15 protein-coding genes and 1 tRNA gene are annotated in these 13,533 nt (G+C 66.8%); all 16 read left to right on the forward strand.

Features of this window, described 5'->3' with window-relative positions:
* Nucleotide 1 precedes the first annotated feature (1 nt).
* The 16 genes from ACFVRO_RS17475 (at nt 2) to ACFVRO_RS17550 (ending at nt 13,482) form a co-directional block, all read left to right on the forward strand.
* Complete coding sequence (locus ACFVRO_RS17475) at nt 2-169, forward strand: hypothetical protein (RefSeq protein WP_386954695.1); 168 nt, start codon at nt 2-4, stop codon at nt 167-169.
* Nucleotides 144-1,841, forward strand: coding sequence for a phage minor capsid protein (locus ACFVRO_RS17480; protein WP_386954698.1), 1,698 nt, complete (start codon nt 144-146; stop codon nt 1,839-1,841). The genes ACFVRO_RS17475 and ACFVRO_RS17480 overlap by 26 nt, the downstream gene beginning before the upstream one ends.
* A gap of 374 nt (nt 1,842-2,215) precedes the next feature.
* Nucleotides 2,216-2,995 (forward strand): hypothetical protein, encoded by a 780-nt coding sequence (locus tag ACFVRO_RS17485; RefSeq protein ID WP_386954700.1) that lies wholly within the window; start codon nt 2,216-2,218, stop codon nt 2,993-2,995.
* 37 nt (nt 2,996-3,032) lie between these two features.
* Nucleotides 3,033-4,217 (forward strand): DUF5309 family protein, encoded by a 1,185-nt coding sequence (locus ACFVRO_RS17490; protein WP_386954702.1) that lies wholly within the window; start codon nt 3,033-3,035, stop codon nt 4,215-4,217.
* A gap of 49 nt (nt 4,218-4,266) precedes the next feature.
* Nucleotides 4,267-4,323: transfer RNA gene (locus tag ACFVRO_RS17495), tRNA-OTHER, on the forward strand.
* 22 nt (nt 4,324-4,345) lie between these two features.
* A complete protein-coding gene (locus ACFVRO_RS17500) occupies nt 4,346-4,522 on the forward strand; it encodes a hypothetical protein (protein WP_386954704.1) in 177 nt (58 codons plus the stop codon).
* The gene (locus ACFVRO_RS17505) at nt 4,522-4,944 is read left to right on the forward strand and encodes a hypothetical protein (protein ID WP_386954707.1); all 423 of its coding nucleotides are present in this window, start codon (nt 4,522-4,524) and stop codon (nt 4,942-4,944) included. The genes ACFVRO_RS17500 and ACFVRO_RS17505 overlap by 1 nt, the downstream gene beginning before the upstream one ends.
* Before the next feature lie 9 nt (nt 4,945-4,953).
* Nucleotides 4,954-5,298, forward strand: a complete 345-nt coding sequence (locus ACFVRO_RS17510) for a hypothetical protein (RefSeq protein ID WP_386954709.1) — start codon at nt 4,954-4,956, stop codon at nt 5,296-5,298.
* Nucleotides 5,299-5,307: 9 nt separating this feature from the next.
* Entirely contained in the window at nt 5,308-5,658 is a 351-nt protein-coding gene (locus tag ACFVRO_RS17515; protein ID WP_386954711.1) for a hypothetical protein, read from the forward strand.
* Entirely contained in the window at nt 5,651-6,061 is a 411-nt protein-coding gene (locus ACFVRO_RS17520) for a hypothetical protein (protein WP_386954714.1), read from the forward strand. Before ACFVRO_RS17515 ends, ACFVRO_RS17520 begins: the two co-directional genes overlap by 8 nt.
* A gap of 41 nt (nt 6,062-6,102) precedes the next feature.
* The gene (locus ACFVRO_RS17525; RefSeq protein ID WP_386954717.1) at nt 6,103-6,855 is read left to right on the forward strand and encodes a hypothetical protein; all 753 of its coding nucleotides are present in this window, start codon (nt 6,103-6,105) and stop codon (nt 6,853-6,855) included.
* Nucleotides 6,856-6,877: 22 nt separating this feature from the next.
* Nucleotides 6,878-7,318 (forward strand): hypothetical protein, encoded by a 441-nt coding sequence (locus ACFVRO_RS17530; RefSeq protein WP_386954719.1) that lies wholly within the window; start codon nt 6,878-6,880, stop codon nt 7,316-7,318.
* Between the two features lie 294 nt (nt 7,319-7,612).
* On the forward strand, nt 7,613-10,585 hold the full coding sequence (locus ACFVRO_RS17535; protein WP_386954721.1) for a phage tail tape measure protein: 2,973 nt from the start codon (nt 7,613-7,615) through the stop codon (nt 10,583-10,585).
* Nucleotides 10,582-11,352: a hypothetical protein gene (locus ACFVRO_RS17540; RefSeq protein ID WP_386954723.1), complete on the forward strand. Its 771-nt coding sequence runs from the start codon at nt 10,582-10,584 to the stop codon at nt 11,350-11,352. Before ACFVRO_RS17535 ends, ACFVRO_RS17540 begins: the two co-directional genes overlap by 4 nt.
* Nucleotides 11,353-11,364: 12 nt before the next feature.
* Nucleotides 11,365-12,444, forward strand: coding sequence for a hypothetical protein (locus ACFVRO_RS17545; RefSeq protein WP_386954726.1), 1,080 nt, complete (start codon nt 11,365-11,367; stop codon nt 12,442-12,444).
* Nucleotides 12,445-12,453: 9 nt separating this feature from the next.
* Nucleotides 12,454-13,482: a hypothetical protein gene (locus ACFVRO_RS17550; protein WP_386954728.1), complete on the forward strand. Its 1,029-nt coding sequence runs from the start codon at nt 12,454-12,456 to the stop codon at nt 13,480-13,482.
* Nucleotides 13,483-13,533 lie beyond the last annotated feature (51 nt).

Consider the following 13,533-nt stretch of genomic DNA (forward strand, 5'->3'; position numbering starts at 1 on the left):
CGTGGACGTGCTGATGTACCTCCTCGCGGCGGCCTTGGCGTTCTTGGCTGCGTTCCTGATCTCATCCGTCATCTGGGCGGCGGTGATGATCTACCGCGTGATGCGCGGCCTGTACGGCGATCCCGCTGACCTCGGAGGCGACGATGGCGCTGTTCGTCCCGAACCCTGAGCGTGAGTCCGTTGAGGAGCTGATCGAGGAACTCTCGGTCTACCTCGCCTCTCGTTACCGTGACGCGGAGGACCTGCTGATCCAGGAGGTCGCGAAGCGCGCGATCCGGGACTACCAGCTCGCCGCCCTGCTTCCGACAGCTCCCGGCGGGATGGGGATGACTGCCGCCGACCGACGTGCACGGAACCGTGTGCTCGCTGAGCTCAACGCTCACCGTGCCGCATCTGCGCGCGAGCTGCAGGCGATTGCGATGCGGATCGTGTCCGATCTGCGGTCTGAGGATCTCGCGAAACGGCTCGTCAGCATCGCGGCATCCGAGGGTGAAGCCGCCGCTGCAGCGTCGCTCCGGTTCGCCAGCCTGAACGCGGTGGCCCCGATCGCGGGTACGGCGTCGCAGGCTGTCGCGATGGTCGCGTTCTCGCTGGAGTCGCGGCTTGAGGTTCTGAACCAGCGTCTCACCCGTTACCCGCAGGACGCGTACCAGCGGATCGTTGCCCTGTACTCGCCGAACACGCTCCTCGGCGTGACAACGTCACGTGTGCAGCAGGCCGCCGCGGTGCAGCGGTTCCTCGCTGAGGGCATCACCGGGTTCGTCGACAAGTCGAACCGGCGGTGGACGATCGGCGCCTACGCGGAGATGGCCGGCCGCACGACCGTGAACAGGGCGTTCAACGACGCCGGGATCTGGCGCATGGGCCAGGCGGGCGTGCATCTCGTCACCGTCGTCCGCGGCCTGGACTCGTGCAGGAAGTGCGCTGACTGGGCCGGGAAGATCCTCTCCACCGACGGTAGCTCTGCGGGCCCTCGGGAGCTTCCCCACGCGACACGAGCGGAGACGGTGACGGTGTTCGTCTCCGGGTCTGTCGCCGACGCCCGCAACGCCGGGTGGGGTCACCCGAACTGCAGGTGTCGTCTCGTCGCTTACTCCCCTGGCCTCACGGTCCCGCAGGACGACACCACGTACGACGCGGACGCCGAGAAGGAGCGTGCCGACCAGCGTGCACTCGAGCGGGAGATCCGGTCAGCGAAGCGCCGTGAGGCGTCCGCGATGACTGACACCGACCGGCGTAGGGCTTCTCAGGACGTTCGGTCGGCTCAGGCTGACATGCGGGACTTCATCGCCCGGACCGGCCGGAACCGGCAGTCGTACCGTGAGCAGCTGCATTTCGCTGACGGGCGCGGCGATACTACCCGCCCGGGCCGAGGGGCCGCGCCGACTGCGCCTCGGCCGCTCATCGCCGCCGACCGCGTCTCCGCTCGCACCGTCGGAGATGTTCGCGCTTCGAACCGTGGCACACAGACCGTTCCCGATGGTGCGTTCCCACGGGCGCACGAGCTCGCGACAGGTGAACGCCTCTCCCGCGCCGGCATCAACGTGCAGTGGCGGGCCGAGGACTTCACCCCCAACGTGAAGAACCCCGACGTCACGATCAACGGGCAGTCGTGGGACTTCAAGAGCCCTGCGGGCGCCGGGAAGAACACGATCTCGAACCAGTTCGCCCGCGCGAAAGAGCAGGGCGTGCGGCGCCTCGTCATCGACATCGCGCGAAGCCCCCTTGACGGGGCCGTGGCTCTCGCGGAAACACGCCGCAGGCTGGCGGGGAGCGACTGGTTCAGCGAGGTCATCTTCATCGACCGCGCCGGCACCGTCACCTGGCTCACCCGGGAATGAAGAACGCGGCCCGACTGTCCGAGGGGACTGTCTGCCGCGTTCACCACGATTCTACATCGCTCACATGGGCGGTGGATAGACCATCCCGGCAGGGGTCAACGCGGCATGCGGTCGTCATTTCGCGCTCTCCGTGAAGGCTGCTCATCACTGCGTCCGCCTTTCGGCGCTAGGTAGACCTGCCCTCGCCGGGATCCCCACTTGAGGGAGTGTCGGGCTAGCTGCCCCGAGCTTCAAACGAGATCAAGCTTCGTCGGATCCGCCCTCCTTGACACCGTGCCGTCGTCGGCCCTGCACTGCGACGGCACGGTCTGACTCCTCGTACGCAGGGTGCGAGGTAACCGATCCCGGCAGGCCCGGGAGGAAGCAGCATCATCATGACGATCATCAAGAAGGCTCCGCTCGCGCGCATCGGTGCCGACGGCATGGCCCAGATCGGCCCGACGAAGTTCGATCTCCGCGGCATCCGCCTCATCGAGGGTGAGCAGGGCGCACCGACACCTCCGCCCGCCGCGCCTCCCGCACCCGCAGCACCACCGGCAAGTCCGCCGGCTCCTGCGACGTCCACTCCCCCGTGGGGTGATGACCCTTCGAAGTTCGACCCGGACAAGGCGTGGAAGCTCATCGAGAACCTTCGTACCGACGCCGAGAAGCGTGAGGAGAAGACGAACGCCGCGATCGCCGCTGCAGCTGAGAAGGCGCAGAAGGACACGCTCGCGCAGTTCGCGAAGCTCCTCACTGGCGAGCCTGAGGCGGAGACCGATCCCGCGAAGCTCGCCGCGACCATCACCGAGAAGGACACGGCCCTCACCGCCGCGCAGCGGGAAGCGAAGGCCGGTCAGGTCGCCCTGCAGGTCGCGATCCTCGGCGCCCCGCTCGGCGCGAACATCCCTCTCCTTCTCGCGAACGAGAGCTTCAAGACCGCGATCGCGTCGGTAGAGCCGACCGATCAGGCCGCCATCACGGCGGAAATCACCAAGGCGCTCCAGGCGAACGCCGCACTCAAGCAGCCCCCCGCCCAGTCAGGTGCTGGCAACCACACGGGCCCGACTGTCCAGTCCCTCGAATCGCAGCTCAAGGCAGCGACCGAGAAGAAGGACTGGGCCGAAACCATCCGCCTGAAGCAGGCCATCGCGGCCGCCAAGCAGAAGGCATAACTACCCGGCCGCAGCAGCGGCAGAAAGAGAGACCAGCATGTCTGGAATCATCGGGCAGGGGACCACGTTCAACCTGCCGAACTACACGGGCGAGCTCATGGGCGTTTCGCCCGAGGACACGCCCCTCCTCTCCGCGATCGGTGGCCTCACCGGCGGCAAGGAGACCACGGCGGTCGTCCACGAGTGGCAGGGCTACGACCTGCGCGACCCGGAGGAGAACCGGACCAAGGTCGAGGGAGCCACGGCCGGCGCCGGCGAGCAGCGTGTGCGTTTCAACGTCGACAACGTGGTGGAGATCCACCAGGAAGTCGTCGAGGTGTCGTACACGAAGCAGGCCGCGGTCGGTCAGCGCAACGGCAACAACATCGACGGCTCGAACCCGGTCACCTCGGAGCTCCCCTGGCAGGTCCAGCAGGCGCTGAAGCAGATCGCTCGTGACGTGGAGGCGTCGTTCATCCTCGGCCAGTACGCGAAGCCGTCGGACAACACCGCGCCCCGCAAGACGCGCGGTCTGCTGCAGGCGATCACGACCAACGTGATCGACCTCGGCACCGGTCGCACCGCACTGTCCGCAGCGACGGACACCATCACCGACACGGCCACACCGCTCGCCGACAACGACGCGATCCGGTTCACCGACGTCGGCGCGTCCACGACGGTGAAGCTGAACCGCACCTATTACGTCGTCGGGAAGACCACGAACGCGTTCAAGGTCTCCGCGACGAAGGGAGGCGCACCGATCACGATCGGCACCGCTACGGTGTCTGTCGCGAAGCTGTCGACGACGGCGCCCACCAAGGCGACGTACGACAACCTGTTCCAGACGGTCTACGACAACGGCGGCATCGCCGAGGGCGAGACCGCGACGATCATCGTCGGCTCGGACCAGAAGCGCAACGTCTCTGCCGCATACGCGACCGACGCCAACAACCGGGTCGCTGACCGCAACGTCGGCGGTGTCAACATGCAGACGATCGAGACGGACTTCGGTCGCCTGAACATCATGCTCGACCGCTGGATGCCGAAGGACGCCCTCGCGGTGGCCTCGCTCGAGCAGCTCGCGCCGGTGTTCCTCCGCATTCCCGACAAGGGCCACTTCTTCGAGGAGCCCCTCGCGAAGACCGGCGCCTCCGACAAGGTGCAGATCTACGGCGAGATCGGCCTGGAGTACGGCAACGAGAAGGCGCACGGCGTCATCCGCGGCCTGCCCCTCGCGAAGTAACCCCACAGCTCCCCACGCGACCCTCACCCGGTCGCGTGGGGAGCACCACCGACACGTAGCTCAGCGGTAGAGCCACGGCGCGCAGGTTCGAGTCCTGCCGTGTCGACCGTCAGACCAGGGAGGTCATTGTGATTCGCATCACTCACCCGCGCCCGCAGGCGGGTCGCCAGACGTCGTTCGGTGTCGAGTTCGTGGACGGTGTCGCCACGGTCGACGAGCTCCACCCGGAGCGTGAGCTCGCTCTGCTCCAGCATGGCTTCGCCGTTGAGAAGGTGGCGCGTCCCCGCCGGAAGCGGGGCTCCTGATGGTCATGCGTGTGTACGCGGTCCTCGCCGACTACAACGAGGTCGCTGAGGAGGAATGGACCGCTGACGACGCGGACACCCTCCACAAGCGCCTTCGCGCGGCATCCGTCGAGGTGGAGAAGCTCACCCGCCGCTCCCGGTACGCGACCGATGAGGACGGGTTCCCCACCGACCCTGACATCTCTGACGCGTTCACCGAAGCGACATGCGCGATCGCCGAATACTGGGCGATCACGGACGACCCGACGGGTGCCGACACGGTCGACGGTGCGGTGAAGATCGGTTCCGTGTCGCTCGGAACCACGTCATCCTCGACGGAGAACCTGAGCGCGATCGAGAAGCTGCAGCGTCGCATCGGATCCCGCGCCCTCGACATCCTCACGAACGCTGGTCTCATCCGGGCCGCCGTCGCTCACACGTAGGAGGTTGCCGTGGCACGCCTGCGGAAGAAGCACCTACCCCACCGGGTGACGATCACACGGTTCCTGGGCGATGGCCCCGAGGGCGACCTGTGGGCGGACCCGGTCGGGGACGTGCCGGCGTACGTGGAGCAGAAGACGCGGCTGCGTGTGGACCGGCGGTCCCCGTCGCCGACTTCCGGGCAGGAGATCACGGCGACGACGTTCATCGTCCTCCTCACCGATGACGATGTGCTCCCCCGCTCCAAGGTCACTGTCTGGCCGGGAACGCCCAGGGAGCGCACCGCCGAGGTCATCGACAGCGAGTTCTACGACTACCCCCGAACCCCCTCGCACGTCGAGGCATACACCGAATAGAGGTGCGTCATGGGCGTCAGCGCGAGCGTGAACCTCACGATCAACTTCCCCACGACAGCAGACCTCGACCGCCGCATCATGGACGGCGAAAACGCGGCAGCCGAACGCCTCCTCGCGCTGTCGGCGGCAGAGGTCCCGTTCGACGTCGGCACGCTCTCCGGGTCAGGCACGGTCGAACCGGCCACGAGCCCCGAGGAAGGCGCCAGCGTCATCTACGACACCCCGTACGCGGCCCGCCTGCACGAGCACCCGGAGTACAACTTCCAGGGCGGCCGCAAAGGGAAGTACGTCGAAGACCCAGCCATGGAGAACCGCGACGAGCTCGGCGCGATCATCGCGAAGAAGGTGGCCGATGGCTGACGCACCGGAGATCATCCTGAACCGGTCGCTCGCACAGCTACTCCACGACGCCGATCTGGCCGTGTACCAGCCGGCGGGCACGATCCCTCCGCGAGGGATCCGCCTCGACGGCGTCATGCCGGTGATCGATGAGTTCACGCTCCTCACTCCCCTGCGTCCGATCCCTGACGGGCGTGCAGACATCATCTACCGTTCGCAGGTCTTCACCCAGCGCAAGGGATCCCCCAACACGATCCGGACTTGGATGGCCGATCTTCGGGCGCTCCTCGACCAGACCGAGTACACACCGAACGTCCTCGGGATTTCGTGGGCGTGGGAGTTCTCCGCGTTCGACTTTGACCGAGACACGCAGGGCCGAGTGTCGGCCGCTGCGACCTATCACTTCCGCGGGCGCCGCCCGTAGGAACCCTGCCGGAAGCGCCGGCACCGACCAAAGGAGACATCGTGTCTGACACGACCATCTACGACACCACGGCGCCCTCCGAGGGCTCCCTCGCGCTCGCACACCAGCGCCTCATCCTCCTCAAGCAGGCGGGCGTGTTCGTCAACATCACCGGCGACGTGAACAACCTCGCCCTGAACCCGTCCCCGATCACCGTGCAGCGTGAGGTGTACGGGACGAAGGGCCGCACCTCGACGGAGATCATCGGGTACAACTACGCCCCGTCGTTCAACGTCGAGATGGTCCGCGACCCGGTCACGAAGCAGTTCGTCGCCGCTCAGGCGTGGGCGAAGGACCTCGTGAACGCGGCGTTCTCCGAGGGCGCCGAGAACAAGCGCGAGTTCCAGCTGTTCACCGACGCGCTCGACGAGAACATGCCCGTCCTCGAAGGCACGTTCTCCGTCGCGTACAGCGAGGCGAACACGGGGTACGCCGACAAGGGCGTCGTCACGTTCACCCTCGCGAACGACGGTGTCGTGGAACAGATCCCGTCGCCCCTCGCCGGGACCGGTGCGCCGGTCCTCGAGTCCGCGACGCCGGCCGGTCAGACCGTCGGCGACCTGATCAAGGTCCGCGGGTACAAGCTCTCCGGCATGGTGTCCGCGACGATCGACGGGCAGACCGTCCTGAAGCGTATCCCGATCGACGACTACACGGTGGCGCTGCTGATCCCGGCGACCGTCGCCGGGGCCGCACCCATCGTCATCACGAACGCCGTCGGCCCGTCCAACTCGCTGCCCTACACCGCAGCCTGATCAGAAGGAAGCAGGGATCCTGATGATCACAGCAACGAAAGACGGCCGGAACCTCGTGCTCACCATGGAGGGGGTGGATCGCCCGTTCGTGATCCGCCCTCTCCCCGGGCACGCTGGCCGACAGATCACCGACACGTACCTGAACAGTCTCGCCGGGGGTGCGGTCGACCTTGTCTCTGCGTTGCAGATGGCGGTCGACGGCGCGGTCCTCGACGGTGACGTGTGGGTGCCCGTCCCCGAGGCGGAGCAGACGAACTTCACCCGCATCGGGATGGAGCTCTCCCAGGAGGAGGGCAACAGCATCATCCTGCCCGCGTTCTTCTGGCAGACGATCCTCGGCATGGACGGCGTTCGCATGTACATCGAGGGCGGTGAAGACCTGTCCGGCGCCCTAAAAGCGTCGGCGGCGATGTCCACCCGGCTGGGCCTCTTGGCCCGGAGGACATCGCCCAGTTCGGACTAGGGACGCCCGACGAGCACGGCTTCTACCCGGAGTACCTGTACCCGCCCGGGTGGCAGGAAGCCCGCGCCCAAGCCGTCACAGCAGCGGCGGTGGTCGAGAACTCGATCACCGCGCAGGACCTGTGGGTTCTCGCTTTCCCTGAACTGTTCGGAGAGATCGAACTCGACCTCGCCCAGCATCACCTGATCCCCGACCTTGACCGGGCACTCGACACGCACACGTGGCACTTCGTCCGCAGTGCGGTGGGTCGCTTGCTCGACATCAACGGCACATGGTTGCGGAAGGCGGTTGACGATGTCCGCATTCGACGCCGGGAGCCTGGTCTTCAAGCTCCAGACTCTCGGGGCGCAGGTCTTCAAGCAGGACCAGGCTGACGCGCAGGACGCGGTCGAGAAGACCGGGAAGGCCGCGCAGACCGCGAAGGGCCAGGTCGACGGCCTCGGCACCTCCACCGATGAGGCCAGCAAGAAGGCGAAGGCCGCGAAGGCGCCCCTCGACGAGCAGGGCAAGGCCACCGAAGAGGTCGGCAAGAAGTCGAAGAAGGCGTCCGAGGAGCAGGACAAGCAGAAGCAGTCCACGGAACAGCAGATCGCCTCCGCGAAGCAGCTGTCCGTTGCTCTCCTCGCGGCCGGTGTCGCCGTCGCCGCCCTCGTGACGTTGTCCGTGGTGAAGTCCACGGAGTTCGGTGCGGCGATGTCGAACGTGCGCGCTGCGACGATGGCGACCGCGCAGGAACAGCGTGCTCTCGGCGAGGCTGCCCTGGATGCTGGCGCGGACACCGCGTACAGCGCCTCCGAAGCCGCCGCCGCCGAAGAAGAGCTCGCGAAGGCCGGTCAGAGCGTCTCCCAGATCATCGGCGGGTCCCTGAATGGTGCGCTCGCTCTCGCTGCCGCAGGGCAGTTGCAGGTCGCGCGCTCGGCGGAGATCATGGCGACCACGCTCACCCAGTTCCGTCTCCCCGCCGAGCAGGCCGCGCACGTCTCCGATGTTCTCGCCGCAGGTGCCGGGAAGGCGCAGGGTTCGGTCGATGACCTCGCCCTCGCCCTGTCCTACGTGGGCCCGCTCGCCGGGTCCGTGGGGCTCTCCCTCGACGAGACGGCCGGCACGATCGCGTACTTCGCGACGCAGGGCATCATCGGCGAAAAGGCAGGCACGTCGCTGCGCGGTGTTCTCGCCTCGCTCCAGGCGCCGTCCGCAGCCGCCGAGAAAGAGATGAAGAAGTACAGCATCAGCATGTTCGACGGGAACGGGAACATGCTGTCGATGGCGGGGATCGCCGAGCAACTGCGCACCCGTCTGGGCGGTCTCACTGAGCAGGAGCGGCTTGCTGCGCTCGGGCGGATCTTCGGCAACGAGTCCCTGAACGCTGCGACGCTGCTGTACGAAGGCGGAGCGGACAAAGTTCAGGCGTGGACCGACGCGGTCAACGACTCCGGGTACGCGGCCACTCAGGCGGCGATGCGTCAGGACAACCTCGCCGGTGACATCGAGAAGCTCGGCGGCGCGTTCGATACCGCCCTCATCCGGACCGGGTCTGCGGCGAACGACGTCCTCCGCGGGATGACGCAGGGCCTCACGGAGCTCGTCGACCTGTACGGTGAAGCACCGCAGCCGATCCAAGCGACCGCGCTCGTCCTCGGCGTCGCCACCGCAGCGATCCTCCTGTTCGCCGGCGGCGCGGTCGGCGCACGCGCGAAGTTCATCGAGCTCAAGGCCACGCTCGACGACACCAGCATGAGCTTCACGAAGACGGCAATCGTTGGTGCTGCAGCAGGCATCGCGCTCACCGGCATCATCACCATCGTTGGAATGCTGATGGCGAAGCAGGCAGAAGCGCGCCAACTCGCCGAATCGTACGCCGACACGATCGAATCCGGTACGAAGCGCGTCAGCGCCGCCGCCCGAGACATCGCCGTCGACGAGCTGAAGAAGGGTGGAGACTTCCTCACGTTCAACTGGCAGTCCGCCTACGACGCCGCTGAGAAGCTCGGTGTGAGCCTCGAAACTGTCACCGACGCGGCAACGGGTAACCAGGCCGCGATGGATGACCTCAGCCTGTACTACAAGGCTGCTGCTGGCGACCAGGAGGCGCTGGGCAAGATCTCTGAGCAGACCGGCATGTCGATGTTCGACGCGAAGAACGCTGTCGACGCGATGACCAACGGCATCGGTGAGCAGAACATCGCGATCGATGAGGCGATCAAGCTCAAGGGGCAGGAAGACTCCGCAACGAAGGACTCCGCCGGCTCCGCGACAACAGCAGCCGATGCGTACCTCGAGCAGGCCGGCGCAGTCGACGACCTGAGTTCCAAGCTGTCCCAGCTGATCGACCAGATCAACGAGGCCAACGGAGTCAATCAGGACGCGATCACCGCGAACGTCGACTACCAGAACACTCTCCGCGAAGTCGAAGAGCAGATCGCCCAGATCACGAGCGGCGCCGAAGGGTTCGGCCGCGGACTCGACACGGCCACTCAGGCAGGTGCGGACAACAAGGAGATGCTCGTCGGCCTTGCGAAGGACGCCTGGGATGCTGCGGCCGCTCAGCTGCAGTTGGACGGCAACACTGGGTCATTCATCTCGACGCTGGAAGTCTCTCGACAGAAGCTCTACGACGCGGCGATCGCGATGGGGGCGACCGACGAGGAAGCGGCGGCGCTTCGGGACAGTGTCCTTGCGATTCCATCCCAGCGTGAGATCAACATCATCGCGAACACCGCGGCCGTGCAGAACCAACTCGGAGGGATCTGGCGGGACCTCAACAACCTGACCGGCAAGACCTGGAACATCCCGCTCGCGTCTTCTGTGGTGGGCGCCGGGACTGTCCTGAAGGAAGCGAATGGTGGGATCGTCCAGTTCGCTCAGGGCGGGGTCGTCCCGTCCGTGTCGTTCTTCGCGAACGGTGGCCGCTCGGAGAATCACATCGCGCAGTTCGCTCGCGCCGGCGAGTACCGGGTGTGGGCTGAGCCCGAGACAGGTGGCGAGGCGTACATTCCCCTCGCGCCGTCGAAGCGAGCACGGTCCGAGCAGATCATGGCGGAGACAGCCAGCATCCTCGGCGGCACGTACGTTCCCGCGGGCGCACAGCCGTTCGCAGCAGGTGGGGCCACAGGGCCCGCCGCGCCGCCGTCGACCGTGGCGTTCCCCGAGACTGTCTACCTTGTGCTCGCCGACGGGCAGGCGTTCCCCGCGTACGTGCAAGGCGAAGCGGGCAAGGTCCAGCGTGCGGCATCCACACCGTGGAGACGCGGAGGGAGACGCACATGATCACCGCAACGCTGATCGGTGGCGGATCCCCTCAGATCGTGCAGATCGTCGTCAGCGCGACCTCCACGGGAGTCCCCTGGACTCTCGTCGGGGCCGCCGGCGGGCGCACATGGACAGTCCCCGGCGGAGAAGGCATCGGAGACGGTAGCCAGCTCACCCTCGCCGACAACCGGGCGCCCGGCAACCAACCGGTCGTGTACACGTACACCGCCGCTGGGGCCTCGCAGAACACAACCCCACTCACGATTCCCTTCGCGAGCGACTTCGTGCTGCAATCGCTGAACGGCTCACGGGCACTAGCGCTCATCCTCTCCGAGGGCTCACTCGACACCAGCATGGAATCCGGACAGCAGACGTTCCGGGTCGCTGGACGTCGACGGCCCGTCGTCCGCTACGACGTAACCGGAGACGTTCAGGGCACGTTCAACGTCGAGGTCGCCAACGACCAGGCTTCCGACTTCCACGAGCTCCTCGCCACCGGGGAGCCGCTGCTGTACCGCCTGGGCACAGACCTCCCCGATATCGACCCTGTCGGAGTCATCACCTACGGGAGCCTCGGCTCCAGGATGCTTCCCCGCAAGGGGCTCCGCATCTGGACCATCCCGTACGCGCTCATCGATGACCCTTACCTCGACGTGCGTCTGGGGGCGTTCTCCTGGGACGACGTCGAAGCAGCCCTCGCGGGCCGCACATGGGACCAGATCGGCGCCCTGATGTCGACGTACACGTGGGACCAGATCGACGCTTTCGACTGGTCAACGATCTGACGAGGGGGCGACATGCGTGCTGGCCCTTCCGCGTCCGTCCTCGCGGCGGCCGCTTCCTGGCGTCCCATGGTGTCTTCGTGGCTGGGCGGCACCGTCCTCGCCGACGAGATCCCCGTGCTGCGGGGGAAGATCACGTGGAGCGTGGGCCAACAGGTGCAGTCAGATCTGCGGCTGACGGTAGCTGGGTCGTCTGTCGAAGACGGTCGGACCCGGTATTGGCGGCCCACGGAACCCACGGATCCTCTCGCCCGATTCGGGCAGGTGCTCGACGTCTCGATTCTCGTCGAGGGTGTCATCACCCGGCTCGGCCGTTTCCAGATCGCAGACTGGACGGACGGCGCTGACGGTCAGATCGAAGTGACCGCGGCAGGGATGCTGCAGGCCGTCGCGGACGACCGCCTCACCCAGGCGACCGGCCCCCGCGACGACGGAACCCTACGCTCCGAGTTCGCTCGCCTGACCCCCGGGTATATGAGCGTGCAGTTCGACCCGGCCCTGATCGACCGCGACTGCCCGAAGGCGATGGAGTGGGACGAAGACCGACTGAAGGGGCTGTACGAGATCGCTGATGCGTGGCCGGCGCGGCTTCGTGAGGATTCGTACGGCGGTATCGTCGTCCTCCCCCCGCTGCCCGAGATCCCTTCCCCGATCGTCACCCTGTCAGACGGCGACGGCGGAACGATCACGCGAGCCCCCACGCACGACTCTCGCGAAGGCGCATACAACGTGTTCGTGGCCCGGTCGAGCGCCAACGGTGTCGACGCTTTCGCTGTTGTGACCGTCGCGGATGGGCCGATGAACCCCGACGGCGAATACCATCCGGTGCCGAAGTTCTTCTCCTCACCAATCCTCGACGACGAAGAGCAGTGCCGCGCGGCGGCGACAACGATGCGGAACAACAGTGTCCGGCAGTCACGTGTCCGCAAGGTGCAGATGGCCCCGGATGCGCGGATCGAACTCGACGACGCCGTGCAGCTGTTCGTCGACAAGGGCAAGCCGCGCTCATCCCGCGAGTGGGGCTACGTCGTCGGTGTCGAAATGCCTTTGACCGTTGCCGATGGCGAGATGCGCGTCGACATCGCCGTGTACTAGGAGGTGCCCGTGTTCGAACTGGACGCGTACGAGCTCTCCGCCCCGCTGCCCGAGGGTCTGCGCCCTGGCGCCGACGCTGGCGCGATGATCACGGGCGCTCTACTCGGCCTCGACGTCGAGAACGGGCTTGTGCAGGTCAGCATCGGCGGATCCCCCGGCCTGTGGGTACCCGCGAGCCCGGCAATCTACCCGGCGAACGGGCTGGTCCGACTGATGCGCTCCCCGCTCGATGGCGGGCGAACCACCATGTGCTTGGGGCCGGTCGCACCAGGGATTCCGCTCGTCGGCGGTGTGGTCACTGCCGTGAACTCCAGCGTCGGCACTCTGACGGTCTCAACGCTGGGTGCCTCCTACGTGCTCCCCTATGCCCCCGGTACATACACGTCGGGCACGGCGGTGCATGTGCTGCGGTCGGAGTCGAAGTTCGGTCTCCCCGTGTTCGTGCTCGGCCCTTCCGGCAACTTCAACCACACGAATCCCGGCCAGCCAGGTGGCGGAGGCACGAACCCCGGCCAGTCTGTGCAACGCCAGGCCACGATCCTGCCCCTGTGGTCCGGATCCTGGAAGGCTGCACAGTCCCGCTGGGACTCGTGGAACACCGACCGTTACGGTGGTCGATCCACGCTCTGGCAGGGAAACGACTTCGGCTCCGGCCCGATGACCGGTCTCGTCGTGTACGGGGACCAGATTCAGTCACTCAACGCGGTATCCATCGACCGCATGCAGGTGGCGGTCTACCGCGCGGACTCTTCGTCATCTGGCGGCCGGGCAGCCGTCCTGCAGCCGTCCCCGCAGGGCTCCCAACCGCCAGGCGCACCCACTGGGGCGGGAGCCACCGCGGCATCCCCAGGACTCCTGTCCGGGCAGGGGGCACTCGTCGACCTGCCATCGAGCGTCTTCGAGTCGTTCCGAACGGGCGCATCGAAGGGCCTCATCACGGTCGGCGGCAGTTACGCCGGGTTCTCCGGAACACCGGACCGGGCACCTGTTCACGCCGACGGCATGGCACTGACCGTCCAGTACACGGTCATCGCATAGGAGGCCACGTGGACGACGCACCTGACCCCGTACCGGAGACGAACGGAATCT

This window comes from Microbacterium sp. NPDC057944 (assembly GCF_042887445.1).
Taxonomy (GTDB): domain Bacteria; phylum Actinomycetota; class Actinomycetes; order Actinomycetales; family Microbacteriaceae; genus Microbacterium; species Microbacterium natoriense.